The 25917-nt window shown below is 45.4% G+C and carries 25 protein-coding genes; 16 read left to right on the plus strand and 9 right to left on the minus strand.

Features of this window, described 5'->3' with window-relative positions; genetic code table 11:
- The first annotated feature begins 343 nt into the window (after positions 1 to 343).
- Together QT987_RS14815 and QT987_RS14820 are read left to right on the plus strand one after the other, a co-directional pair.
- Positions 344 to 1333 carry a mechanosensitive ion channel family protein gene (locus tag QT987_RS14815; protein WP_333241240.1) on the plus strand — a complete coding sequence of 330 codons (990 nt, stop codon included), beginning with the start codon at positions 344 to 346 and terminating at the stop codon, positions 1331 to 1333.
- On the plus strand, positions 1311 to 1454 hold the full coding sequence (locus tag QT987_RS14820; RefSeq protein WP_333241242.1) for a hypothetical protein: 144 nt from the start codon (positions 1311 to 1313) through the stop codon (positions 1452 to 1454). Before QT987_RS14815 ends, QT987_RS14820 begins: the two co-directional genes overlap by 23 nt.
- A gap of 15 nt (positions 1455 to 1469) precedes the next feature.
- On the opposite strand, the gene purU is transcribed toward QT987_RS14820, so the two are convergent.
- Positions 1470 to 2324 carry a formyltetrahydrofolate deformylase gene (purU, locus tag QT987_RS14825; protein WP_333241245.1) on the minus strand — a complete coding sequence of 285 codons (855 nt, stop codon included), beginning with the start codon at positions 2322 to 2324 and terminating at the stop codon, positions 1470 to 1472.
- A gap of 114 nt (positions 2325 to 2438) precedes the next feature.
- Here purU and QT987_RS14830 point away from each other — a divergent pair, with 114 nt between their 5' ends.
- The gene (locus tag QT987_RS14830) at positions 2439 to 2678 is read left to right on the plus strand and encodes a hypothetical protein (RefSeq protein WP_333241248.1); all 240 of its coding nucleotides are present in this window, start codon (positions 2439 to 2441) and stop codon (positions 2676 to 2678) included.
- A gap of 321 nt (positions 2679 to 2999) precedes the next feature.
- On the opposite strand, the gene thrC is transcribed toward QT987_RS14830, so the two are convergent.
- Positions 3000 to 4124 carry a threonine synthase gene (gene thrC / locus QT987_RS14835; protein ID WP_333303005.1) on the minus strand — a complete coding sequence of 375 codons (1125 nt, stop codon included), beginning with the start codon at positions 4122 to 4124 and terminating at the stop codon, positions 3000 to 3002.
- A gap of 120 nt (positions 4125 to 4244) precedes the next feature.
- Here thrC and QT987_RS14840 point away from each other — a divergent pair, with 120 nt between their 5' ends.
- The 6 genes from QT987_RS14840 to QT987_RS14865 all read left to right on the plus strand — a co-directional run bounded on the left by QT987_RS14840 (position 4245) and on the right by QT987_RS14865 (position 10721).
- Entirely contained in the window at positions 4245 to 4526 is a 282-nt protein-coding gene (locus tag QT987_RS14840; protein ID WP_333241252.1) for a hypothetical protein, read from the plus strand.
- 257 nt (positions 4527 to 4783) lie between these two features.
- Entirely contained in the window at positions 4784 to 5836 is a 1053-nt protein-coding gene (locus QT987_RS14845) for a fatty acid desaturase (protein WP_333241254.1), read from the plus strand.
- A gap of 182 nt (positions 5837 to 6018) precedes the next feature.
- Entirely contained in the window at positions 6019 to 7521 is a 1503-nt protein-coding gene (locus QT987_RS14850) for an AAA family ATPase (protein ID WP_333241257.1), read from the plus strand.
- Positions 7521 to 8447, plus strand: coding sequence for a ParB N-terminal domain-containing protein (locus QT987_RS14855; RefSeq protein WP_333241260.1), 927 nt, complete (start codon positions 7521 to 7523; stop codon positions 8445 to 8447). The genes QT987_RS14850 and QT987_RS14855 overlap by 1 nt, the downstream gene beginning before the upstream one ends.
- 267 nt (positions 8448 to 8714) lie before the next feature.
- The gene (locus QT987_RS14860) at positions 8715 to 9809 is read left to right on the plus strand and encodes a Rho termination factor (modular protein) (protein WP_333241263.1); all 1095 of its coding nucleotides are present in this window, start codon (positions 8715 to 8717) and stop codon (positions 9807 to 9809) included.
- 153 nt (positions 9810 to 9962) lie between these two features.
- Positions 9963 to 10721 (plus strand): Uma2 family endonuclease, encoded by a 759-nt coding sequence (locus QT987_RS14865; RefSeq protein ID WP_333241393.1) that lies wholly within the window; start codon positions 9963 to 9965, stop codon positions 10719 to 10721.
- 40 nt (positions 10722 to 10761) lie between these two features.
- Here the strand turns inward: QT987_RS14865 and QT987_RS14870 are convergent, their stop codons facing one another.
- The 3 genes from QT987_RS14870 to QT987_RS14880 all read right to left on the minus strand — a co-directional run bounded on the left by QT987_RS14870 (position 10762) and on the right by QT987_RS14880 (position 13116).
- Entirely contained in the window at positions 10762 to 11097 is a 336-nt protein-coding gene (locus tag QT987_RS14870) for a XisI protein (protein WP_333241265.1), read from the minus strand.
- Positions 11085 to 11501 carry an element excision factor XisH family protein gene (locus QT987_RS14875; RefSeq protein ID WP_333241268.1) on the minus strand — a complete coding sequence of 139 codons (417 nt, stop codon included), beginning with the start codon at positions 11499 to 11501 and terminating at the stop codon, positions 11085 to 11087. Before QT987_RS14875 ends, QT987_RS14870 begins: the two co-directional genes overlap by 13 nt.
- Before the next feature lie 85 nt (positions 11502 to 11586).
- Positions 11587 to 13116, minus strand: a complete 1530-nt coding sequence (locus QT987_RS14880) for a phenylacetate--CoA ligase family protein (protein ID WP_333241271.1) — start codon at positions 13114 to 13116, stop codon at positions 11587 to 11589.
- A 303-nt stretch (positions 13117 to 13419) separates the two neighbouring features.
- On the opposite strand from QT987_RS14880, the gene QT987_RS14885 reads away from it, so the two are divergent.
- The 4 genes from QT987_RS14885 (at position 13420) to QT987_RS14900 (ending at position 18850) form a co-directional block, all read left to right on the plus strand.
- The gene (locus QT987_RS14885) at positions 13420 to 15324 is read left to right on the plus strand and encodes a serine/threonine-protein kinase (protein ID WP_333241273.1); all 1905 of its coding nucleotides are present in this window, start codon (positions 13420 to 13422) and stop codon (positions 15322 to 15324) included.
- A gap of 222 nt (positions 15325 to 15546) precedes the next feature.
- Complete coding sequence (locus tag QT987_RS14890) at positions 15547 to 15816, plus strand: hypothetical protein (protein ID WP_333052807.1); 270 nt, start codon at positions 15547 to 15549, stop codon at positions 15814 to 15816.
- Between the two features lie 711 nt (positions 15817 to 16527).
- Positions 16528 to 17871: an EAL domain-containing response regulator gene (locus tag QT987_RS14895; protein ID WP_333052809.1), complete on the plus strand. Its 1344-nt coding sequence runs from the start codon at positions 16528 to 16530 to the stop codon at positions 17869 to 17871.
- A 313-nt stretch (positions 17872 to 18184) separates the two neighbouring features.
- Positions 18185 to 18850, plus strand: coding sequence for a response regulator (locus QT987_RS14900; RefSeq protein ID WP_333052928.1), 666 nt, complete (start codon positions 18185 to 18187; stop codon positions 18848 to 18850).
- A gap of 101 nt (positions 18851 to 18951) precedes the next feature.
- On the opposite strand, the gene QT987_RS14905 is transcribed toward QT987_RS14900, so the two are convergent.
- Both QT987_RS14905 and QT987_RS14910 read right to left on the minus strand, forming a co-directional pair.
- Positions 18952 to 19677, minus strand: a complete 726-nt coding sequence (locus QT987_RS14905; protein ID WP_333241276.1) for a pentapeptide repeat-containing protein — start codon at positions 19675 to 19677, stop codon at positions 18952 to 18954.
- 191 nt (positions 19678 to 19868) lie between these two features.
- On the minus strand, positions 19869 to 21068 hold the full coding sequence (locus QT987_RS14910) for a phosphoglycerate kinase (protein ID WP_333052811.1): 1200 nt from the start codon (positions 21066 to 21068) through the stop codon (positions 19869 to 19871).
- A gap of 183 nt (positions 21069 to 21251) precedes the next feature.
- Between QT987_RS14910 and QT987_RS14915 the strand changes: the two genes are divergently transcribed.
- The gene (locus tag QT987_RS14915; protein ID WP_333052813.1) at positions 21252 to 21665 is read left to right on the plus strand and encodes a universal stress protein; all 414 of its coding nucleotides are present in this window, start codon (positions 21252 to 21254) and stop codon (positions 21663 to 21665) included.
- A 267-nt stretch (positions 21666 to 21932) separates the two neighbouring features.
- The gene (gene ylqF, locus QT987_RS14920; RefSeq protein WP_333241278.1) at positions 21933 to 22799 is read left to right on the plus strand and encodes a ribosome biogenesis GTPase YlqF; all 867 of its coding nucleotides are present in this window, start codon (positions 21933 to 21935) and stop codon (positions 22797 to 22799) included.
- Positions 22800 to 22806: 7 nt separating this feature from the next.
- On the opposite strand, the gene QT987_RS14925 is transcribed toward ylqF, so the two are convergent.
- Positions 22807 to 23622 carry an MOSC N-terminal beta barrel domain-containing protein gene (locus QT987_RS14925; RefSeq protein WP_333241280.1) on the minus strand — a complete coding sequence of 272 codons (816 nt, stop codon included), beginning with the start codon at positions 23620 to 23622 and terminating at the stop codon, positions 22807 to 22809.
- Between the two features lie 233 nt (positions 23623 to 23855).
- On the opposite strand from QT987_RS14925, the gene QT987_RS14930 reads away from it, so the two are divergent.
- Positions 23856 to 24581, plus strand: coding sequence for a carbonic anhydrase (locus QT987_RS14930; RefSeq protein ID WP_333241283.1), 726 nt, complete (start codon positions 23856 to 23858; stop codon positions 24579 to 24581).
- A gap of 148 nt (positions 24582 to 24729) precedes the next feature.
- Here QT987_RS14930 and QT987_RS14935 read toward each other — a convergent pair whose 3' ends face one another.
- The gene (locus QT987_RS14935; protein WP_333241287.1) at positions 24730 to 25917 is read right to left on the minus strand and encodes a tetratricopeptide repeat protein; all 1188 of its coding nucleotides are present in this window, start codon (positions 25915 to 25917) and stop codon (positions 24730 to 24732) included.

Consider the following 25917-nt stretch of genomic DNA (forward strand, 5'->3'; position numbering starts at 1 on the left):
CCCGCCCGTCCTTTTTGGACGGGCGGGACGCCCATCCCACTTTCAAGAGTGGAAGTTATTTAATTCTCATTCCTTAGCAGATGGGATTTAGTTACCGATGTGTTGTTTTTGCCTTAACTGCAATTAGGCTGCATTAATCTATCAGCTTTTTTATTATTCCGCATCTACGGATAATCTACTAATTGATGTAACTGTACTATATCTCAACCTATAATCCGCATTCAAAATTTTGAGGACTGCCAAAAAATCTTCCTCGCGTCGTACCAACCTACAGTCTTTAGATAGAACTTAATCCAGCTAAATTCTACTACTATCGACAACGACTGATGCGTGAGGAAACTTCATGAAGGCAGAGATATCCATAGTCTGGAAAAAGATTCAGAGCATGATCGACGGCTTTCTGATCATGCTGCCTAATATTGTGCTGGCGTTAATTGTCTTTGCAATTTTTTACTTTGTGGGTCGGCAAATTAAGAGAGTGGTCAGGCGAGTTACCCGCAAGCACCACCAAGCTCGAAATTTGGGGCTGGTGTTAGGACGGTTAGCCCAGAGTCTGATCGTTCTAGTTGGTCTGTTTATTTCTCTTTCGATTATAATTCCCACATTGAAAGCTGGCGATTTGGTGCAACTGCTGGGAATTAGCGGGGTGGCGATTGGTTTTGCCTTTCGCGAGATATTGCAAAACTTCTTAGCAGGTATCCTAATTCTGTTGACGGAACCGTTCCGAATCGATGACCAAATTGTGTTTAAAAACTTTGAGGGAACGGTAGAAAATATTGAGACGCGCGCTACAACAATCGAAACCTATGATGGTCGGCGGATTGTCATTCCTAATGCCGAATTGTTTACGAATACGGTGACTGTGAATACTGCTTTCGATAAACGCCGCATGGAATACGATATTAGTATTGGTTACGGCGACGATATTGACCACGCCAAGCAGTTAATCCTGGAAGCACTGTACAGCCTGAAGGAGGTTTTGAAAGCTCCTGCACCCGATGTGCTGGCGATGGAGTTAACAGAAAGTACCGTCAATATCCGCGTTCGGTGGTGGATTGCTCCGCCGCGCCGAATTGACGATTTGCGATCGCGCGACAAGGTAATTTGTGCTATTAAAAAAAAGCTATATGTGGAAAACGGCCTCGATTTGCCTTATCCCACGCGGAACATCTTGTTGCACGATCAAAGCGAAGAGACAGATGGCGATCGCTCCCAGCAGCGTGAAGGATTGCCCGCAGGCAAAAGTAAAGTTCCGAAACCTCGTCGTAGGGGCCGCTCTTTGCGAAAATTGACTCAAGGGCGATCGCAATTTGACGACAACGGAAAATCTTAACAGCATCACAATTAATGAAAAATCTCAACTTGAGAAAACTTTGGGATTCGCTGCACTGCGATCGCACACCGGAATTAATCTCACTCGCCGAGCGATCGAAGGAGTAACAAACCAGGATTGATATGATACCTAACTTTCAAGCAAAAACCACAGTCCGATTGCCATAAACTAAAACACGATTTTGTAAATGATATCGCACCGCTCTTGCTAACACAACCCTTTCTAAATCTTTACCTTTGCGAATCAAATCAGAGACTTCATCGCGGTGACTGACGCGCACAACATCTTGTTCAATAATCGGGCCAGCATCTAAATCCGGTGTAACATAGTGGGCTGTTGCACCGATAATTTTCACCCCTCTTTCATAAGCCCTTTCGTAGGGATTTGCACCCACAAATGCGGGTAAAAATGAATGGTGAATATTAATCACATTGGGAAATTTTCTGATAAAGTCTTGACTCAAAATTTGCATATACTTAGCCAAAACTACTAAATCAATTTTATATTTTTTAAGAAGTTCTAACTGTTGTGCTTCTTGAATAGCTTTATTGTCTTTAGTAATGGGAATATACTCAAAGTCGATACCGTATTGTGCGGCAATGGGCTTTAAATTTTCATGGTTGCTGATTATCAGCGGAATTTCACCTCTGATTTCTTGCGCTCGCTGTCGCCAAATCAAGTCTAATAAACAATGATCTTGACGGCTTACCCAGATTGCGATGCGTCGAATTTTATGAGAGAAATGCAATTGCCAATTGGCTTGTAAGTCCTTGGCAATTTCACTAAAAGCAGGTGTTATTTGTTCGGTGGTTAAGTCAAAATCATCTAATTGCCATTCTAGCCGGCTCAGAAATAATCCGGCGGTAAAATCTGTATGGTGATCCGCGTGGATGATATTGCCGTTGTGGGATGCGATAAAATTGGCAAGTAAGGCGACGAGTCCTTTGCGATCGGGACAGGCAATTAACAGGGTTGCAGTAGGTTTGGTCATAAGATAATGACAAAATTGTCTCGCTGAGTTTATTGATAAAAAAGTGAGTTCACAGGAGTTTATTGATACTGAGATGTTGCACCATTCTCAATTAGCCTTTTATGAACAGGCAAGATGCCTGTTCCACAAGAAAATTTATATTTTGTGGAACAGGCATCTTGCCTGTTTCGATGGGCTTACGGGCGGGTTCTTCGGCCCACCGCACAAGAGATTTTAACTAAGAGTGGAACAGGCATCTTGCCTGTTTCTTATATTGGTGCAAGATGTGAATTTAAACTGATATCTTACAACAATATCAATCGAGGACTTTCGCGCGGGGTGGGGGCGGCTTTTTTAGTCTTTTTGTATCCTTGAAAGCTATTGAGTAAGCAGCCCCTTGTATCTTAAAAGAGGTAGATTGCGATTTACTGTTGGGTGGGGGCGGGTTTATTCAGATTGTGGGTACTTGTTAGATATTGTTGGTGAACCCGCCCCTTGTATGTTAAAAGAGGTAGATTGCGATTTACTGTTGGGTGGGGGCGGGTTTATTCAGATGGTTGGTACTTGTTAGATATTGTTGGTGAACCCGCCCCTACAGGTTGTTGACCGCCGGTGCAATATCTTAGTTTAAATGAATCACAGAGGACACAAAGAACACAACTGACAACTGACAACTGACAACTGCCAACTAACTTCTTAAAATCCCATCGCCCCAGCTACTGCATCCAAAGTCGGAGCAATGCCGCTTTTAAATAGATTGTTGCTGTGATTAATTGCGGTATCCGGGTCTTTCAAACCGTTACCAGTCAGCACGCAAACTACCGTCGCCCCAGTCGGAACTTGGTCTTTTACCTTCAGCAAACCGGCCACAGAAGCTGCACTTGCTGGTTCGCAGAAAATTCCTTCCTGCGATGCTAACAAACGGTAAGCGTCGAGAATTTCGGCGTCGGTGACTGCAGCAAAACTGCCGCGGCTGGCTTCGGAAGCTGCGATCGCCTGTTTCCAGCTAGCCGGGTTGCCGATCCGAATTGCTGTCGCCAGGGTTTCTGGGTGCGATACCGGTGATCCCGTTACCAACGGTGCAGCCCCGGCGGCTTGAAATCCCATCATCTGCGGCAAGCGCGAACATTTTTTGGCTTGGTGGTATTGACAAAAACCCATCCAGTATGCTGTGATGTTTCCCGCATTTCCCACGGGAATGCACAGCCAGTCGGGGGCGTCGCCTAAAGCGTCAACGACTTCAAAAGCTCCGGTTTTTTGACCTTCCAAGCGGTAAGGATTCACGGAGTTGACCAATGTCACGGGGTAGTTAACAGCCATTTCGCGGACAATTTCTAAGGCCCGATCGAAGTTTCCCCCAATCGAAATGACTTCCGCACCGTAAAGCAAAGCTTGCGCCAGCTTGCCCAAAGCCACGTAACCTTCGGGAATTAACACAAAAGCTCGCATCCCCCCGCGTCTGGCGTAGGCGGCGGCAGAGGCCGAAGTATTGCCGGTACTGGCGCAAATTACAGCTTTGGCACCAGCTTCCTTCGCCTTGGAAATCGCCATTGTCATCCCCCGGTCTTTGAAACTACCAGTGGGGTTGAGGCCGTCGTATTTCACCAAGACGCGCACGTCTCTACCGATGAGAGAGGCGATCGCAGGTGCTGGAATCAAGGGAGTATTGCCTTCTTGGAGGGTCACTACCGGCGTGGTTTCCGTCACCGGCAGGTAGGGGCGATAAGCTTCGATCAAGCCGGGCCAGCCGTAGCGTTTCGGCTCGGCGGCGCGGGCAGCGGAGTTAGCAGCAGAGTCTGTAGCAGGTAGGATCAGGGTCACGATGTCAATGGTTTTAGGCAATGGCTAAGGAATTTACACTAATTTTAGCTCGATCGGTTAATTTGATGTTTAATACGATCGGTTCAGGTTAAAGTAACTTAATGGTGTGAATGTGTAGATATGTCTACTCAATTACTAATGTCAAATAATTCATCCACTCTTTCCCGGCCTCAAGTCGCCGCGAGCAACCCCGAAATGGCTAGTTCTTCTACCCTATCGACCACTTTTGCCCGCAAAGTAGATTTGGTAAAGTGCCCCTACCAAGCAGATCAGCAAGTTAAGTTCCTGCACTTGCAAGCAGAAATCGAATCCTTGCTGCTGGAAGTGCAAAGCCTCAAACAGCAACGGTCGATCGCTGGCTTGCCCGCTCTCGACCCGGTTTCTGGCAGCAAGAGCAATTAGCAGACAATAGCGCCTAATGCTAATTGTCCTGCCCCTGTGTTATAAAAACGAAGGTTTTGCTACCCGCAGTATTTTTTGCCAAAAGTGCTAGAAATTCCTAACTGCGGATAGCGATCGCTAGCATTTGCTAAAACGCGCTTGCCTACAGCTCAACTCGTCTGCTGCTTGCTGGCAACGAGCTGACCTTTTACTGCGCTTTTTTATGCGCTAATTTTGTTAAGCCATCGTCATGGCATACGGAGAATCGAAATCAATTTATGACAGCATCGATCGAAAAACCACTAAATTTGACATCCGCAAGTGACGCCTCCAACCTGCGCCTCAAAGATATTCTCAAAACCCTGCCGCGGGAAGTATTCGTCAAAAACCCCCGCAAAGCTTGGACAAAAGTCATCGTCAACGTTTTGCTAGTTGCTGTCGGTTATTGGGGCTTAGCAGTATCGCCTTGGTATCTACTGCCCCTAATGTGGATTTTCACAGGCACCGGATTAACCGGTTTTTTTGTGATCGGCCATGACTGCGGGCACCGGTCATTTGCTAACCGCCGCTGGGTAAACGATTTAGTCGGACATATTGCTTTTCTGCCGTTAATTTATCCGTTTCACGCATGGCGGCACGGCCACAATTACCACCACAAGCACACCAATAAAATTGGCGAAGATAATGCTTGGCAACCGATGACAGCAGAAGACTACGCTGCTGCTCCCAAGGCTTTACAAATAGCTTATAGTTTAATTTTCGGTCGGATGTGGTGGATCGGCTCGATCGCCCACTGGGCAAAAGTACACTTTATGTGGTGGCGCTTCAAAGGTCAACAGAAACAAGAACAAGTGCGGTTTTCTGTCTTAGTGGTGTTAATCGGTGCTGCGATCGGATTTCCGATTTTAATTGCAACCACAGGCATTTGGGGATTTGTCAAATTTTGGTTGATGCCCTGGCTGGTTTACCATTTCTGGATGAGCACTTTTACGATCGTCCACCACACAGCACCAGACATTTCATTTCAAGAACCCGAAGAATGGAACGAAGCCCAAGCGCAACTATCGGGAACAGTTCACTGCGATTATCCCCGCTGGGTAGAGTTTCTGTGCCACGACATTAACGTCCACGTTCCCCACCACCTTTCAACTGCTATTCCCTGGTACAATTTGCGCCTCGCCCACAGCAGCTTAAAGGAAAACTGGCAAGATCATCTCTACGAAACAGAATTTTCTTGGTCTTTAATGAAGCGGATTGCCGACAACTGTCACTTGTACAATCCCGCTGGTGGCTATCAAACATTGCAGGAATTTAACGCTCAAAACAAGTAATTTTGAAGCGCGATAAATGCCAGAAAAACCCGGTTTGTCAAACACAACCGGGTTTTTCGATATTACAATTCGTAGCCTTTGTAAAGGACGGAATGCGCGCCCTACTGTCAATATCACAATCCCTACCATTATTAAATCAGTCATTCCCAATCTAAAATCTAAAATCTAAAATCTAAAATCGAATGACTTTCAATCCCAATAACTGTCGCAACGAAAGCGAAGTAGAAAGCAAACTCATTGTCAGCTATCTGCTACCAAAGTTAGGCTATACGCCCGACACTTGGCACCAAGAAATCGCATTTGGGAATATTCGTCTAGACTTCCTCTCATTTGCCACCCAAGTTATCCCCATAGTTGTCGAGACAGACTCGCCGATGAGTGTAGTCATGGAGGCTAAACATCCCAAGGAAAATTTAGACCGCCACCTGCGAAAACTCAATCGCTATTTAACAAGTTTGAGTATCCGCTACGGACTCATAACTAACGGTAAAGAAATTAGAATTTACCAAAGAGTCGCCGATGATATTGAGCCAGTCTTTAAGTGTGCTGGACAAGACATTGAAAATAGAATTGATGAAATTATCGCTTTAATTGGCAGAAATACTTTAAAACCTATAAAAACTCCCGTTCATCTAGAACTGGAAGATAATAAAATTAATTTGGTTAGTCCTGAGTTAATTAGCGAAGTCCCAGTACAGCCCCACAATCCCGCCACCGCAAAAGCTCAGCCAAGTCAAATCTCTGAACCGGAACAAATACCTGAAAATAATCCAGTTAAGCCTCAAGTTAAATCCGATGTAACCGTTCCCCAAAAAACTCAAAATATTATGAAAATCATTGCAGTTTACCATAACAAAGGCGGCGTTGGCAAAACTACAACAGTAGTCAATTTAGCTGCGGCGCTGAGCAAGAAAGGTAAGAGAGTCTTGGTGATTGACTTAGATAGTCAAGCGAATACAACCTTTGCGACAGGTTTAGTTAAATTTGAGGATGAAGAACAAGACGATTTGAAAGATAATAATATTCTTCAAGTTTTGCAATCAGAAGACTTTTTCTCCATCGCAGAAGTAGCTCGCAAGTCTAATTTTTGCCATCCCGAAATTGATGTGATTCCTTCCCATATTGATTTAATGCAATATGAAACGGAACTCAATCAACTAGATTACAGCCGAATGATTTTAATTCAAAAACTAGCAGAAGTACAGGATAAATATGATCTTGTACTGATCGATACGCCGCCATCTTTGAATTTTTATGCGAGAGTTGCTCTAATTGCGGCGGATTATTTAATTATTCCTTCTGACTTAAAACCTTTTGCCAATCAAGGACTGATTAATGTCAAGGATTTTATTAAAAAAGTTAACGGATTCAAAAAACAAATTGGCAAGAAACCACTAGAAGTTTTAGGCGTCCTCCCTTGCAAAATTTCAACTAATGTTAAATTTGTACAGTACAGTTTGCCCAAGCGGAGGGAGGCAATTCCCAAACGCTACGGCTTTGAAATCATGGACAGCGTAATTTACGAGAGAGACGATTTAGCAAAGTGTGCAGAACAATTTCAAATCGTGGGAAATATGGAAATCGCCGATCCGATTTCAGTGCTAGACTTTAAGCCTGATTCTATCGCATCCCAAGAATTTGAAATGCTAGCACTCGAAGTTTTGGAAAAAATAGGTAAAAACTAATGAAAAAATTATCTCCGTCACTGGTTGCAGTTAAAAAAATTACATCCGCAGTGCCCCGTTCCAATTTTGCAGAGCCGGATTTGGAGAAACTGGCGCAACTGATTTTAGAATTAGGAGGATTGATCAACCCCATAATTGTCCGCCGCAACGGTATGGATGCCTACGAGATAGTAGACGGAGACTTTGAATACTACGCTGCTGCGAAAGCCAGGGAAATTCACCCTCAAAAAGGCGAGACAATCGGAGCATTTATTCTTGAACCCGAAAATGAAGAATTGCTTTTAGAGCAAGTTCAAGCGCTGAGGAAATCAGCCAAAACTGAAAATTTAGTTGAGAACCCAGAAACCGGGTTTTTTGAGGAAAATACTTCGTCACAGCCTGCAGATTCAATCAAAAACCCGGTTTCTTTAGTCGAAGTCCCTCATTTAGGTGAAAATGAAACTACCGAAGATTCATCTAGTTTAGAACAGCGACTAACGAATATTCAAGCCTTGTTTGCAAGTCAAATCAATGAATTAAAAGCCGACTACGCCCGTGAACAACAAGTTTTAGCGCAGAGTATACAAGAAATTGAAAACCGAATCTTACAACAAGTACCTCTGTTAGTTGAAGCTGGGTTAGCAAGCAGAATTAATGAGTTGAAAGCAGACTCGCCACCCGAAAAAATGGTGGTAGAGAGGATACCAGAATTTGCAAACGTAGCTTCCGAATCAATGTCGCTGTTGGAAGCACTCAATACTTTAGAGAAAAATCAACTGTCGGCTAATTTGAAAGATGCTGGATTGAAGCTTCCAGTAATCCAAATAATACTCAAAGAGCGAGATGCGCGGCCGTTTGTCTCATTTGCAAATGTGGTGGAACGTGTTAAAGGGTTAACCGACAAAACAATGATTAAAATAATTGACAAGTGGCAAAAATACTCATAACTCGCAAATCCTGCGGCTACTGGCAACTTTGACTCAGTGAGTCTCTACTCCAAAATAAGTAAAGATGAGTAAAGCAGTGGATCGTTGGTGTCCCACAGGCAGTTAAACTCATCACAGTCGCTTTTTTTAGGAATTGCAGTAACTTTTGCCGTAGCACGGGCGAGGGCCCGACGCCATCGCCAGGGATGTCACCCCACGGGAAACCGCGTCGATATACATAAATACCTACACACCAGATTTTAATGACAAAAGGGGACTTGTAACAAGATGGATCGATCGTCCGATCAAAACCGAATAGTTGAATATTTGCGGATTAAGCCAATTAGTCACAGTCAGATTTACACTTCCCAAATTGCAGTACCAGAGCCTCATCGGGGCGAAATTCCTCGCGAACGCCGCGAAGCTCTCAGGAGAAGTCTGATCGAGCAAGGCAGCAACTTGATTCCTTTAATTGTACGCCCTACAGAAGCTTACAGCAACGAAGAAGAATATGAAGTTGTCTGCGGATCAGATTGGTGTATTGTTGCTAAAGAACTCGGCATCGAGCAAATGTGGGCGTGGGTATTTGAAATGACCGACGAGGAGGTAGCTGTTGCTCAAGCAGAAATGGAACATTTAGCTCCGCAACCGACTCAGAAAACTGCACAAATTGAGACTCTCCTGCAACAATTTGAGCTATCATTTCAAAAAAAGGTAGATAGTCTAACAAAACAAATAGAACAATCTGTTAAAAAAAATGAAGACCTGCTAAAAAAACACGTAAAAGCTCTAGCGGAGCAGAACTTTGAGCGTAACCAAATAGAACAGATTAAGCATTTGCTCGAACAAGTGGAAAAAGTATTTAATGAAAAGGTAGATAAAATGGCTAAAAAAATTGAACAATCGAGCAGCAACCGTCCGCCCACATCGGCTGTTATTTCGGAGGTAAATCTTGAAGGTGCTTTGAGACAGTTGGATGAACTGGAAAAACTGCTGTCAACAAAGTTAGAACGCACAGTCCAAAAAATTAATGAGTTTGTTTCCGAAGCCATTGAAGACGTAGAAAATGACCTGAAAAATCAAATTGAAACGCTCCGCAGGCAACTGGGAGCCGTAGCGACTCACTCCGAAACACAGCCAGAGGCACCGCCGAAAAAGCAGTCAAAAACGCAGCCGAAAAAGCAGTCGAAAGCACAGCAAAAACCTCAGTTACCGCAGTTGCAGTTAGAGTTGCCGTTTCCGTCCCCGTCCCCAGAGGATGACTACGAAACTCTTTCGCTGAGAGGGTTGAAGGCGATCGGCAAAGACCGAAAAATTCGGGGCTACGCGCGCATGAAACGACCGGAAATTCTGGCTGCTCTCAGGGAAGCTGACCGTCAATAAAACGATAATTGCTAATAGTTAAAGACTAATTATTCGGTGTTCGATCGCGTTTTTGGGCAAAAAGCGCGATCGGGCTTTCAGAATAGTCCTCGGCAGAGATATGAAAAGCTTGCTAAAATGGACACACAACCTCTTACTCCTCACCCAGCAGCCATGTCCGCAACCGCAGAATTAGCTACTACCCAAGAGATACCAGAACAAGAGATACCAGAAAATGTTATCTTTCCTTCAGGCGATTTATACAGTGACGAACCTCCCGTGGAAACAGAACTGCATCTCCGACAAATAATCCTACTCCTCAACTGTCTAGAATGGCTGTGGCGAGATAGAAATGATTTCTATGCTGCTGGAAATCTCACCATTTATTACAGTCCCAAGCAACTCAAATCGAAAGACTTCCGAGGCCCAGACTTTTTTGTTGTACTCGGAACAGAACGAAAAACTCGGAAAAGCTGGGTAGTTTGGGATGAAGAGGGAAAGTACCCCAATATTATCATTGAAATCCTGTCTCCCAAAACAGCGGATATAGACAAAAACTTTAAAAAACAACTCTATCAAGATACTTTTCGCACTCACGATTACTTTTGGTTTGACCCAGAAACTTTAGAATTAGCTGGGTTTCATTTACTTGACGGGGAATATCAACCGATCACACCAAACGAATTCGGGCATCTGCGGAGTCAACAACTCGATTTGAGTTTGGGAATTTGTGGCGGAAAATTACGTTTCTTTACAGCAGAAGGAGAGCTTGTGCCGACTCCTCAAGAATTTGCAGAATGCGAGACTCAACGGGCCGAGCAAGAGGCTCAACGAGCCGGACAAGAGGCTCAACGAGCCGGACAAGAAGCTCAACGAGCCGATCGCCTGGCCGCGAAACTGCGAGAATTAAATATTGATCCCGATACAATTTAGCGATCGTCCTTTCATTCAAGCTTCTTGTATTTAAGCTGGTTTAGGCGATCGCATATCCCGTATGTTGCCGAACATGATACGGATGAAACCCTAAAACAATCTTGTCTTTAGGCACTCCTAATTCTACAAGTTCTGCGGTAATTCCCGTTTCTATACCATCTTGTTGAATCCAGATTTTGCCGTCGATAATTTCCACATGAACGATACAATCGTGAATTCTTTTAGGCCCTTGCCAGCCATCGTGCATTAGTAAAAAATTGTTTTGTTCGCCGTCAACAATAACGCTGCTTTTAATTTCTCCGTGTCCGTAAGAAATCTGGGCATAACTCTCTAAGATTTTCTGAATAAATCGGCGATATTCATCTAGTCTATCCATCTGACAATTATCTCCTTTGATGAATCAAAAACAATTAATTTTAGTCTTTTTTTTTGCAACAAAAGTTGCCCCAGTGGCTCAGAGAAAATATCTAGATAAACTTCTTCCCGAACAGCTAGATATATCTTACGTTCTGGTTCCGAAAGCTCTAGGATATCTTCGTAGACAATATACTGTCCCAGAGCTTCTTCTAAGTCCTTAACGGGTGAAGCACTCAAAAAACTTTTTACTTCTACAGCAATTTTGCGACCTTGCTTTTCGGCAGCCAGTATTTTTTCTGCACCCAAATCGATGAAGAGTGAAAGATCGCCAATTTCTAAGGTTAACCGATCGTTTGTTATCGTCCAGCCGTCTTTTTCTAGAGCTGTTATGACAGTATTGTGGTATATGTCTTTTGCTGGCATATTCTAAGCTGAACCATCAACTGTTACCCTAATTATAGAATAACACAAGACTTTTGAACACTGATAACTCATCAATTCAAACTACTTATTGCCGCGTGTATCGGTGCTTCACCCCAATCGGAAAATACTCCGCATCGCCGGTCTCCGTTAATGTCACCACAGGTAACTGATATTCTGGCGGCACATAATTAGCAAATTCGCTGTTTAGCCGCCGCAATTGCGCGAGAATTGAAGATGCGATCGCCTGCTGCATCTCCTCGTCGCCCTCCACCCCCGCTGCTAATTCCACAACCACCGATAAAAACCGATTTTGATCCGCATCTTCCTTGACTTGCAGCACAAATTTTCCAGTCACCCATTCCCGAATCGTGGGAACTTCTAAACCTACGGTGACATTTTCCGGGTAAATGTTAGCACCGAAGTAGGAAACGGTAAAGTGGGATCGCCCGAATACATACACAAAGGGCAAGCAGCGAATTCCTCTGGGGAAATCAGAAACTTTCATAGCTGCTGCTTGCTGCAAACGTGCCACAGGGTTAAATCCCCATTCAGCCAAAAAATTGAGCATTGCTTCGTAACAAATTAAACCGCCGTTATCGGAGATGTGATAGCGTATTAGCGGGATGCCGTTGTCGCCAGAAAATAACAGCGTGCCGTCATTATTCGCTTCAAAAAAGCGGCTTTTCGGATCGTACTGCACCAGCGTTGGCAACCGCGATTCCCCGAATAAATTGCGTGCTGCTTCGGGATTGTTTGCTAAAAAGCGACGGATGCAAATGCTCAGCGGTGTCTCGTTGCCCAAAACGCCCGCGTCTGCCGTACCGTAAAGGCTCGCAGAGTTGTAATATAGATTGTCAGAATTAGTGCGATCGCTCACCAAACTCCGCCATTCTTCGCTAAACACTTCCCCCGCAAACACCATCTTAATTCGATATTTTTGCCACTCCACACCCCCAGCAATGCCACTATCAATCACATCCTTGATAAACGGCGGATATCCCAACAAAACTACTTGCTCAAAATGCTCCCCAAGTTCCTGCACAACTCGGAATATTTCAGTCTTATTATTCCCAGGCGTCACAACTGTAACTGGATAGCCCTTACTCGCTAGATAGCGGCAGCAATTTGCCGTGTACATTCCCCCAACCCAAGTTCCCAACGCAAAGCAAATCACAGCTAAAGTTGAGCGATTGTCGGCGTAAAAACTGTCGTGAAATATTTGTTCAAAACGAGCAGCAATTTGCAACTCGTCGCTGATAAAACGCGGCCAAAATGTCGGATTTCCTGTCGAACCCGATGAAACAGCAATGAAATCGCAAGTTTCTAATTTACCGTGGTAGCACAACTGAGGTAGCGGGTGACAGCGTAAATAATTCTCTTTGGTAATTAGCGGCAATTTTTGGAAGTCTTCAAAGGTTTGAATTGAGGTGGGATTGATGTTATGTTCAGTTAGGAAAGTCTGGTAAGCTGGTACTGTGGCCGCGACTTTTTGAAAAAGCGCGATCGCCCTGGATTCGGCAACTCGATTCTGCTGGTGTTGCAATCGTTCCTCAAGTGGCGCTCTCAAAAACTCTTCAAACGCCCCAATTGCTCGCTGACGCTGTTCTGGCTGCATGATTGGCTCCTTAAAATGGGTATTTTGCACCTCGATCGCTCAAGATTCAATTAGTAGCGCTAACGAGCCGATCGCACATTGGGCTGGACACTAAAAATTTGAACACATTTTGAGGTCGATCGAAAAAATGGCGCAGTAGATAAACTTCCATAGCACGAAACCGCTGTTTTCACAATAACCACACGGGATAGCCAAGCTGGCGATCGACTAATAAACACTGACACACTATGGCAAGATTAATTCAGCGATCGCCCAAAACTCCCAGTCTCAGTCAAGCGTGAAAATCCGACGCAGCAAGTTCCCATGAACAATCCCATCTACCCCGGCATAACTCTCAACAACCACTACCGCATCGTCCGCGAATTGGGACACGGAGGCTTCGGGCGCACCTACCTCGCTGAAGATGCCCACCGATTTAACGAACCCTGCGTTTTAAAAGAATTTGCGCCCCAAGTACATGGAAGTTACGCTTTACAAAAATCCGAGGAACTGTTCGAGCGGGAAGCGGGAGTGCTCTACAAGCTGCAACACAATCAAATCCCGCGCTTCCGCGAACTTTTCCGCGTCAGTATCAGCGATCGAGGCTACCTATTTCTCGTCCAAGACTACGTGCCCGGCCAAACCTACCGCTTTCTGCTCGACGCCCGCAAGCGTCAGGGTTTGCGGTTTATAGAAGCAGAAATCAATCAATTGCTGATCCAGATTTTGCCCCTGCTCGAATACATTCACTCTTTGGGAGTGATTCACCGCGACATCTCCCCTGACAACCTGATTCTGCGGAGTTCAGACGGGATGCCCGTGCTGATCGACTTTGGCGGAGTAAAACAAGTCGCCGCCACCGTAGAGTCTCTTTTCGCTGAGGCTAACGGCACTCTCGCCCCCGCGACTCGCATCGGCAAGCTCGGCTATGCTCCCGTCGAACAGATGCAGATGGGCATCGTCTCTCCCCACAGCGATTTGTACGCTCTGGCGGCCACGGTTTTGGTGTTGCTGACGGGGAAGGAACCGCATCAATTGCTCGACAGCCATACCCTGAATTGGAACTGGCGATCGGAATGTTCTCTGTCTCCGAATTTGTCCCTGGTGCTGGATAAAATGCTTGCTCAACAGCCGAGCCAGCGTTATTCCTCGGCTCGCGAGGTAATGCTCGCTCTCTCCGGCAATCCGCCTTTACAGCCACCTTTGCCAGCAGCCCCGGATTTTGGGATGACGCAGCCGCCGGATTTCTCGCCGATACCCGTGCCCGCTCCCACGCCAAAACTGCCGGGAACTCCGGTGCGAGTTGCTGCTATTGGCCATCAGCAAAAAATGCCTGCTTGGAAAATGGTTTTGTTTGTGGTGGCGGTGCTCTCAAGTATGGGGGGAGTTGGCTGGTTTGCGGGCAATTCTTTGTTAAATCTGCAATCAAAAGTGCAGAAAGTTCCCCAGCCTTCAAGCCCGAAGCAGCAGCAAGAAGATGCTTTGCAAGATCGCTTTGTCAAGCTCAAAATTGACGATCGATTCTATAGCGGTTACGTCAACCTTGTGGACGAGACTTTCTATGCCAAATACCCGGAATTGGGGGGACGATTGTTAAAAGAAGGCCAGGAAGATCGCCAGTGGCGCGAAAGGTGGCAGAAAATCGGCGACGAGTTGCTCGACAAGCTGGAAAATCTCAGCAGCGACGCTAGAGCACGGTTGGGCACTTACGACACCACTGATATCGATCGCTGGAAAACTGAGGTTAACAAGCTGAATTTGAGCAGTCGGGCTTTGTACGATTTGGCTGATGCTAGGTTCTTTTATTGGTTTCCACAACAGCCGCGCGATCGCAATATCATCGGTTTGCCGATCGGACAAATTTGGCAAGCAATTACCGCCGACGAACTCGAAGCCTTACAAGCTGGAGCAACTGTCGAAAGCGTCGAATTTGACCGCCTATCGAAGAGCAAAAGCCTCACAGGCAATCTCAAACCCGGAGAAGGGAAAGCTTACATTGCCAGGTTGGCTCAAAATCAAACTTTGCGCGTGAATTTGCAAGCACCGCGCAAATCTACGCTACTGTCAATTTATACTCCAGGGCGGACAAAGGGCGCGCGAGCTTTGCTGGAAGATGCAGAGGGGCTTAGTTGGTCGGGATTGCTGGATGATACTGGTTTTTATGAATTTGTGGTAGTTTCTCAAGCATCTGAGCCGATCGCTTACGAGTTGAATCTGACGGCCGAATAACTGCTATTGACAATCAAGCATCCAGGATACAAGCTCCCGGATTCATCCGTCCAGAAATAAAACACCTGTATCCGATAAAGGAGCCCCCGAATTGATCCGTGGGGTCGCCTCTAAAATCTAAAATCTAAAATCTAAAATCTAAAATCGATTGACGCTCTCTATCCACCCAGGCAATAATAAGGTAATACCAATCAGATAAGTTGTCGGGTTCAAACAAAGAATATGCTGAGATTCGCGATCGTAGCTTTAGTGACTTTGGGATTAGTATTGGTGACTGCACTAGGTTTACATCCGGCCAATGCGACAGTCAGCACTCCCGAATTTTATGCTTGGAACTTTGCCTCTGTAGGCAGTAGCGAGCTGGTTTGTAAAAAGACCAGGGTAGTTCCGCGAGACCTGATAATTCCGTCATCATCCATGCACGCTGTCAGTATCACTTCTGCAATTGTAGATGAAAAATTTTGCGCCAATTCCACTAAGCCTGTGAATTAAGGCCGTGGATAATAGGATTTCCGGTTAGAGAACCATAGGAATGAGAATTAAATAACTTCCACTCTTGAAAGTGGGATGGGCGTCCCGCCCGTCCAAAAAAGACGGGCGGGACGCCCATCCCACAATAACAATTAAAATTGTAAGTTATTTAATTCGCGATCCATAGTTAAGTTATCCCTTAGTCGATTTTAGATTTTAGATTTTAGATTTACTTCACAGATGAATCTGGGAGATTGAACCTTAATCTAAAATTTTTATCTCTCTACTACTGTTGTCTGAAAGCAAGTATCTTTGTTTGGATGAATCAGGATGCAGCATCCTGATTCATCCATTGAGAGAAAACTCTAGTTTGTCAGTAAAAACACGGGCTAATTATCAACAATTAACCGGACATCATATAAGTGATAGCCTGAGTAATTTCCGCCATCGGCGCACTGAAACTGTTCGCTAATTTTTTTTATGAGAAATATTGCTAATTTTGTCATAAAAGTTTATCAAAGGAGTCGGGTGCAGCCCTTTTCTGCTGTTGAAAGAGAGCGAGATATTCCCAATTTCGGCAGTTCTTTGATTGTGACTTAAGAACCGAGGGAAAATATTCAGCCATTTGGCTAATCATTTATTGGCTAATTGGCCCAATTACTAATTCCCTAGTTTGAGTATGCTAGAGTTAGTCAGGTTCAGATATATAGTGCCATCTGTTATCTAAGTATCATGCTCAAAATTTTGGTGATTGAAGACGACGAATTAATCCGGGAAACTCTTCTGCAACTCCTGGAATCTCACAGCTACCGGGTCATTGCGGCCGAGAACGGTCGAGTTGGAGTGCAGATGGCACTTTCGGAGATACCGGATTTAATTTTGTGCGATGTGCAGATGCCGGAACTCGACGGTTATGACGTGTTGCGGACTCTGCGGCAAAACTCGCTAGCTGCAACAATTCCATTTATTTTCCTCACGGCTCAAAGTGACAAAACCGATTTTCGTCGCGGGATGGAATTGGGAGCCGACGATTACCTGACAAAGCCGTTTACCAAGGCTGAATTGCTGGGGGCCATTGCTTCTCGCGTCTTGAAACGGCAAACTATTACTCAACCGCTGACAGTCGCGCTTCACCAAGCAGAAGCCAGACTCAAAGATTTAGTTAACGACTCCACCAAGGTTACGACTCTCTCTCCTGAAAAGTTTGCTCTCGAAGCTTTGCTGCGCCACGCTTTGGCACAAGGCGAGTTTCAGGTATATTATCAGCCGCAGGTGAATATTGCGACCGGCCAAGTTATCGGTGCCGAAGCTTTAGTGCGCTGGCAAAATCCCGATCGAGGTATAATTTCTCCCTGCGAATTTATTCCCTTAGCAGAAGAAACAGGTTTAATTATTCAGATTGGCGAGTGGGTACTGCTTTCAGCTTGCGCTCAAGCCGCTAGTTGGCTGGCGGCGGGGTTTTCGCCCTTTACAATATCAGTAAACTTGTCGGCCCGGCAGTTGTCCGACCCGGAACTCAAGGCGCGAATCGTGCAAATATTGGAAACTACAGGTTTAGAGCCTGCTAATTTAGAATTAGAAATGACCGAAAGCGCTTTGGTGGAAAATGCGACAGTAGCAGGCGCTACTTTAAACCAACTAAAAGCTCTAGGAATTCGGATTGCTATTGACGACTTCGGCACCGGTTACGCTACTTTAGGATATCTTAAGCAATTTGCTTTTGACAGTTTAAAGATCGATCGAATTTTCGTCCGTAATGCCAACGAAGATCCTCAAAATGCTGCTATTACTACAGCAGTAATTTTACTGGGTCACAGTTTGAATATGACCGTAATTGCTGAGGGAGTGGAAACAGAAGCAGAACTAGATTTTTTGAAACAACATCAGTGCGATATCATGCAGGGGTATCTGTTCAGTCGCCCCGAACCAGCAGCGATAATTGAAAGTATGTTGGTTGCCGCCCCGAGTTTGTTCGGGCCGCCCTCAGCAGCACCTGGTCGCGTTGTCCCTTTTGTACCTGTGTCCGAACCAGAAAAATCTAAAAACCTTTCAATGTCGCGTCTAGGGATAGTATAAGTGTCACTAAGATTTCTGTTTAATAGGGTAAAATTATTTCTTTTACCTTCTATTTTCTGCATAAAAGTGGACGCTTCCTCATAAAAATTTGTAGCTTTTGATGATAGGCGAGTCAAAGAAGGAGATTGTTCCCCATATTGCTCTACTGCTTCCCCTTTTATGCGCTAGGCGCCCCTAATCGGACGATTTGAGAAAGTGTGGCGTGTTGAAATTGCGAGCCTTTATCAAGTTGCAGGAGGTAAACTCAATTAAGTTCCTACTTTGGGACTGGCAGTTTCAAAAACTGTCCAACTGGAATTGGTGCAAGCCTGTCATGGAAAGAATATTAGTGGTGGACGACGAAGCAGACTGTCAAACAGTCTTAGCAATGTACCTGGAAAGTCAAGGATATCGGGTGGAATGCGCTAATTCAGGGGTGGAGGCGCTCTCGATTTTTGAAAATGCCCCCCCAGATTTGGTAATTTCAGATGTCATGATGCCGGAAATGGACGGGTTTGAGTTTTGTCGCCGTTTGAGAACTACCCGTTTGGGACAATTAGTCCCCTTTATATTTTTGTCGGGTCAAGGCGAGTTGGAGTCAAAAGTTGAAGGTCATGCGATCGGCGGTGACGATTATCTGGTAAAACCTTTTCAGTCTGAAGAAATCTTAGCCAAGGTAAAAGCGCAGTTAGAGCGCTCTCACCGCATTCACGCCGAAATTGTCCGACTGCTGCAAACTTCTAGCGGTAGGGCGGTGGAACCACAATTTGTGGCAGTATTGCCACCACCTGCACCTTTGCCTTTAACACCAGCCGAAGAAAGAGTTTTTTGGGAGGTTATCCAGGGTTATACTAACAAACAAATTAGCGATCGGCTGTTTATTAGCCCCCGGACTGTGCAAGCTCATTTAGGCAGCATTTTCAGCAAATTACAGTTAGAAAATCGTGCTCAGCTTGTGAGATTTGCCCTAGAAAGAGGATACAAACCACCTCAAACTTAGCTCGGATATCAACCTAGGGTGCGCCAGCCAGGGGATTTTAGATTTTAGATTTTAGATTTTAGATTTACTCTACAGATTCATCTGGGAGCTAAAACTAGAGTCTAAAATTTTTCTTCCACATTCAAAACACAATAAGGATAATTAGTTATCACACAAACCCCTGGTCCCAAATTCGTACCCCGGAAGTTTGCCCGTTCCAAATCACCCTGCCGCACATTATTCGCCGCATCAATATTTGTCCCGGCCAACTGAGCCCCAGGAAGCCTAGTATTTGACAAAATAGCATTCTGCAAATTAGTATCGCGCACATCCGCGAAAGACATATCCGCCCCGCTTAAATTCGCACGATTCAAATTAACTCTAAACAGCAGCGAACGTCTCAAATCGGCATTAGACAAATTAGCTTGCAGCAGATAAGCTTCGCCCAGATTCGCATTAAAAAGTTTAGCACCGCGCAAATCCGCACTCGTCAGATTCGCTCGCCCCAAAAAAGCATTAGACAAATCCGCATTTCGCAGATTAGCACCATTCAATTCAGCCCCGTACATCTCCGCATTAACTAAGTTAGCATTTGCCAAATTAGCATCACTTAAATCCGCTTCCAGCAAATTAGCTTCATAGAGATTTGCTCCGCTTAAATCCGCTCCTCTTAAATTAGCTCTGTACAAGCTAGCCTTGAACAAATCAGCATTTCTCAAGTCACAGCCTTCGCACTGTTTAGTTTCCAGCAATTGCCTAACATGATCGGGATTTTGAGCTTGAACGGGAGCTGCCAGCCCAAACAAAGCTAAACTTGCCGTTACAGTTGCCAAGAGTTTAAGTTTCACAAACAAACCTCACTGCTACTTCAAACAAATTATACTAGCAAACTATAGACTTAAAACCGATATCCTTCTCTCTTTTCTCTTCCTCTGCGTTCTCTGCGCCCTCTGCGGTAAATATTCAAAAAAATGATTCGCAGCCAAAGATATAGACCTGCTTCCAGCAAGGCGGGCAAAGCCCGCCCTACTTAACTTAATTAAGCTTCATCTAAAGCAGCAACACCCGGCAATTCCTTACCTTCGAGCAGCTCCAAACTAGCACCGCCACCAGTAGAAATGTGGCTCATTTGTTCGCCTAAATTCAACTGTTCCACAGCCGCCACCGAGTCACCACCACCGATAATTGTGGTAGTACCAGTTTTAGTAAGTCCAGCCAAAGAATGAGCAATACCTTCAGTTCCCACAGCAAACTTCTCCATCTCAAACACGCCCATCGGCCCGTTCCAGATGACAGTTTTGCAATCGGCCAAAGCATCTTGGAAAGTTTTTACTGAATCCGGGCCGATATCCAAACCCATCCAACCGTCAGGGATGCTTTCAACAGGGACAGTTTGAGTGTTAGCATCAGCAGCAAACTTGTCAGCAACTACCACATCAGTAGGTAACAGAAAAGCAACTCCCCGTTCCTTCGCCTTAGCTTCCAAAGACTTAGCCAGTTCAAGCTTGTCATCTTCCACCAAAGACTTGCCCACGTTCAAGCCGCGAGCTTTGTAGAAGGTGAAAACCATGCCACCGCCCAACAGCAGTTTGTCGCACTTTTCGAGCAGTTTTTCAATGACTCCAATCTTGCTGGAAACCTTAGAACCGCCGATTATAGCAGCTAAAGGACGTTGCGGATTGTCGATCGCACTGCCGAGATATTGCAGTTCCTTCTCCATCAAAAACCCAGCCACAGAAGGACTCAGATACTTAGTAACGCCCTCAGTAGAAGCGTGAGCCCGGTGAGCAGTACCAAAAGCATCATTGACATACAAATCGGCCACAGAAGCTAACTTCTTAGCAAATTCTGGGTCGTTTGCCTCCTCCTCTGGGTAGAAGCGGACATTTTCCAGCAACAGCACATCGCCATCTTGCATCGCGGCGACTGTAGCAGCGACTTCATCACCGATGCAGTCGTCAGTCTTTTTGACCTCTTTGCCCAACAATTCCGACAGGCGCACAGCAACCGGCGTCAAGCGCAACTTCTCCGTCACACCCTTGGGACGGCCGAAGTGGCTGCACAAAATCACCTTAGCGCCCTTGGACGCTAAATCTTGAATTGTCGGCAGAGCCGCCCGGATGCGAGTATCATCGGTGATATTGCCGTTGTCGAGCGGCACGTTAAAGTCCGCCCGCACCAATACCCGTTTGCCCGATAAGTCCGATGCCGATAAATTTGCTACAGTTTTTTTTGTCACAGGATTAACCTCCTAATATGTGTGTTTTTGTCGAATTCCGTTGAAATGGCGGCACTGGTAACTTGCACCCCGGCCTCGGACGCATTCAACCGCGCCCGTACAAAAAACGGAAGATGGAACAAACGGCACTGATTGGCTTAACCTAAACATTTTATCGGAGTCCGTGTCCCGGAGATGTGCAGTATGTTCAAGACAGTCTTATTTCCTGTAGATCAAAGCCGAGAAGCCCGCGAAGCTGCCGAAAAGGTTGTCAATATTGTGAAAACCTACGGTGCTCGTTTAGTTATTCTGTCGGTAGTCGAACCCCCCGCCGAGGAGGGCGACGCCCCACCGTCAGAGGTGATGACTTCCCCCGAAGCAGTCGCCAAACTTCTTTCTGAGGCCCAATCGATGTTTTCCCAGCAGGGAATTGAAGCTGAAATCATCGAACGGGAAGGCAAACCTGCTTTCACGATTTGCGATGTGGCTGACGAAATTGGGGCCGATTTGATTGTGATGGGCTGTCGGGGGATGGGTTTAACCGATGATGGGGCGTCTGACAGCGTTACCAATCGGGTGATCAATCTGTCTCCTTGTGCAGTTTTGATTGTGCCTTAGTTATTAGTCATTAGTTATTAGTCATTAGTTATTAGTCATTAGTCACGTGTTATATCGTGTCCGACTAAATAAACCTAGATTCTGTAGGGGCGGGTTCACCCGTATCTATTATGTAAATCCAGGGTATGCGTAAACCCGCCCTGACACAGCGACTAATGGCTAATGACTGGTGGCTAATGGCTGCTGACTAATGACTGGTGGCTAATGACTGGTGGCTAATGGCTGCTGACTAATGACTGCTGACTAATGACTAATAACTAATAACTAATGAAAATTCACTGGTATCCCGGTCACATTGCGAAAGCTGAACGGGCATTAAAAGAACAGCTAAAGCGGGTAGATGTGGTACTCGAAGTCCGAGATGCCCGCATTCCCTTGGCTACTTATCACCCCCAAATGCCGAGTTGGGTGGGCGGCAAGCCGCGAGTATTGGTCGTCAACCGCATGGATATGATTACGCCTCGATCGCGCGAGGCGTGGGAAACATGGTTTGAGTCCCAGGGGGAAACTGCATATTTTACTAATGCCGAGCACGGTCACGGAGTACATGATGTGGCGGATGCGGTGCAGAATGCTGGGGTGCAGCTAAATCAAAGAAGGTTCGATCGAGGTATGCTGCCCCGTCCAGTCCGTGCAGTGGTGATGGGATTTCCCAATGTCGGAAAATCTGCTTTAATTAATCGGCTGTTAGGGCGGAGAGTGGTAGACAGTGCCCGCAGAGCTGGAGTAACTAAATCGCTGCGATGGATTCGCATTTCTGACGAAATTGAATTATTAGACGCCCCCGGAGTGATCCCAACCCGAATTAACAATCAAGAAAATGCCATAAAATTAGCTATTTGCGAAGATATTGGCGAAGCAGCTTACGACAATCAGGTAGTAGCAGCAGCGATGGTAGATTTGCTCCAAGGGCTGGAGGCGACTGATGACACGTTGATATCACTATCTGGTTTCAAATCCAGGTATAAATTAGATGCAGCCTCTAGTAATGGTGAAGATTATCTGCACGAGGTAGCAAAAGACAGGTATAAAGGAGATGTCGAACGAACGGCGCGGCAGATGTTAAACGATTTTAGAACTGGTGTTTTAGGTCAACTTACTTTGGAGTTGCCGCCTGCTCGATCGGACTCATAACCTACAACTAATCAGAAATGGTATTAAATAGGGATTTGCTGACGGTGATAATTTGAACTTCGTCTCCTATATGTAATATTTTTTCTGCTGGTTGAGGTGCGAGCCGCGTGTTAACTATCAGCCGACTAAAGTGATTTAAATGCCCTTTTTTTACCAAGTCAGGCATAATTTCCTTCTGCTTGGCTGTTAGTATATTTTTAAAATTTAGATCGCTTGCTTGCGCCGCATAATTTTGCGTAGATAGGATACAGGGATGACCGGGATTAATAGCTTCAAATATTACAGTCCCTATTTTAAACCTCACAATTTCATCGGCTTGTGGTAAAAGTTGGTCTTCCCAAAAAGCCGGGACATCTCCTATTTCAATATTAGCTCGCAAGCGATGGCGCATCTCGTTAACGCAAACTCTCGGAAACCAAGATGCAACTTCGGCAATTGTTTCGGTACTGATAATGCTTGGCCCTGGTGCAGCGGTATTGTCGGGAAAACCTGTCAGCAAGTTTTCAATTAATTTGACAGGGAAACCGAAGTAGTTGCTCAACCAACATTCTATTGCCAAGCGTTCTCTATCTACATGAAAAAATATTTCTTGTTCGGTGCCTTGAATTTTCAGACCGGCAATTCTTTTTTTGAGGTCAAAAGATAAGCGTAGAAAACGGACTCCGCTGTTGTGCTTAGTGTTAACCAATTCTCCTGCTGCATCGCAGATTGCAAAAGAGCGATCGCCTTCTAGAGCTCCGCTGGCTAGAATAGTTGCTTGACTGACTGCTATGCCGTCAAGGGACTTTACCGGATAGATATGAATGCTGGCGACGTAGGACATTTCGATCCATTGATAAATAATTGTCGTTTTAGATACATTCTAGCATCCCTGTCCGCAGAAGGATGACTGCCGTTGACTTTACTAAATAAAATAGGAATGAAATAAAAATGGGCTACTTTTTTGAAGTTTATATTGTGCCGGAGCAGCTTGTAAAGAAAAATCAAAGAAGTCTGACTCAGCTTGTGGTATATATTATGCTAACAAATACAAACAATTGAACCGAGTTGCAAGCAATGACTAAAAGCGAAAGAACAGGTATGATTTCGCGACGGAATTTAATGCTGAGGGCTGGTGCAGGGATGCTGGCGGCCAGCTTGGCACCTGCGTTTTTACAAGCAGAAGCAGCAAAGGCAGAGGCAATCTCTGACCTTACTCCTACTGACATTACTCCTAACAGTGCTCTTAAGAAATTGATGGAGGGGAATCAACGCTACATTGAGCAAAAACGGACATTTCCCGACCAAGCTCGATCGCGAGTTGTAGAAGTAGCACAGGGTCAACATCCGTTTGCAACCATCCTGGCTTGTTCTGATTCGCGCGTTGCTCCCGAAATTATTTTCGACCAAGGATTAGGCGACTTATTTGATATTCGAGTAGCTGGCAATTTTCTCGACGATGTGGTTCTCGGGAATATAGAATATGCCACCTTAGAATTAGGAGTGCCACTATTAGTAATTCTGGGTCACGAACGCTGCGGTGCTGTCAAAGCAGCTTTAGATGGTAAAGCTGTGCCGGGTCACATTAGCACTTTGGTGGCGGCGATTAAACCGGCAGTTGATTCGACTAAAGGTCAAACAGGCGATGCGTGGGATAACGCAGTCAGAGCTAATGTGAAAATGAATGTAAATAAGTTACAATCCTCGTCGCCTATTTTAGCGGAAGCAGTCAAAGCGGGCAAGCTTAAAGTTGTTGGGGGCCGCTACGATTTGGATAGCGGCAAAGTAGAGATAATTGCTTGATTTTATTTCTTACATCTTATATCTTGCACAACTGTCAATAAAAAACTTGAGCGCGGGGTGTGGGCGGGTTTTTGAGTCTTTGGGTATCCTTTAAAGCTATTGGTGAACCCGCCCCTACAGGTTTTTGACGGAGGGTGCAAGATGTCAGTTACATTAAACCCATTTCTTGTAGTCCCCGGCGCAGGCGTTCTGCTTCAAAGGGGCGGCGCTGTTCGTGAAGGGCGATCGCTCTTTTGAATTCTGCTAAACTTTCTGGCATTTTGCCAATTTTGAGCAAGGCTACTGCCAAGTTTTGATGAGCTTCGGCGTGTTCGGGATCGATTTTTATCGCTTGTCGGTAATAGGCGATCGCATCTGCTAAATTTCCGGCTGCCTTCAGCGTCAATCCTAAATTGTAGTGACCTACTCCAAAATTAGGGTCAATTTTTAAAGCTGCTTTGTAAGCTTTTTCAGCAGATTTCAAATCTCCTTCATCTTTGAGCAAATTGCCCAAATTATTGTAAGCACCCAACTTGAGCGCGGGGAACACATCTGTATTAATTGCCGCTTGATAGTGTTCTTTTGCTTTAACAAATTGCTGCTGCTGGCGATATGCAATTCCCAAATGATAGTTGAGTTCGTAAAGAATAGAATCATTAATTGCCGCAGCAGTCAAGCCTTTGGTTAATAAATTAATTCCCCGCCCGATTTGCCCGCTTTCTACATACAGCGCACCTAATTTGCTACAAGCATAAGCATCGTTTGGATAATAAGCGATATACCGTTCCATGGCTGCTTGAGCTTTTTGGAATTTACTTTTTGCGGCGATCGCATCTTTTTGATAACCAGAGTGCCAAATCGCCACATCAGGGAGAGAAGCTATTTTCCAATTTGGTTCCCTGTGCAAAATCTCAGCCACGCTGTCGTCTACCATGGCGTGGTAAGGGCGAGAAAAGCGGATATCGAGGCGATTACGGAACAAGCGCGACACTAGGGAATAGGGAGATTGAGAGGCACCGATTTCTTGGCGGATGAGATTGATTAGCAGCAGCCGATCGCTCGCAATTGCCGGCTTTATTTGAGGTAGAATCTCCGGTACCAAAACCTCATCGGCATCTAATACCAAAATCCAGTCGCCCTGGGCGTGCTTGAGACACTCATTGCGCGCCGCTGCGAAGTCGTCGCACCATTCAAAGTCATAAACCCTCGCCCCAAATTCTCTGGCAATTTCACGGGTGCGATCGCCCGATCCCGTATCCACCACCACCATTTCGTCAACAACACCCTTAACGCTGTCCAAAGTCCGCGACAGTGTTGCCTCTTCATTCTTCACAATCATGCACAGAGTCAGATCCAT

This window comes from Microcoleus sp. SVA1B4, from assembly GCF_036700545.1.
In the GTDB taxonomy this organism is placed as follows: Bacteria; Cyanobacteriota; Cyanobacteriia; order Cyanobacteriales; family Microcoleaceae; genus Microcoleus.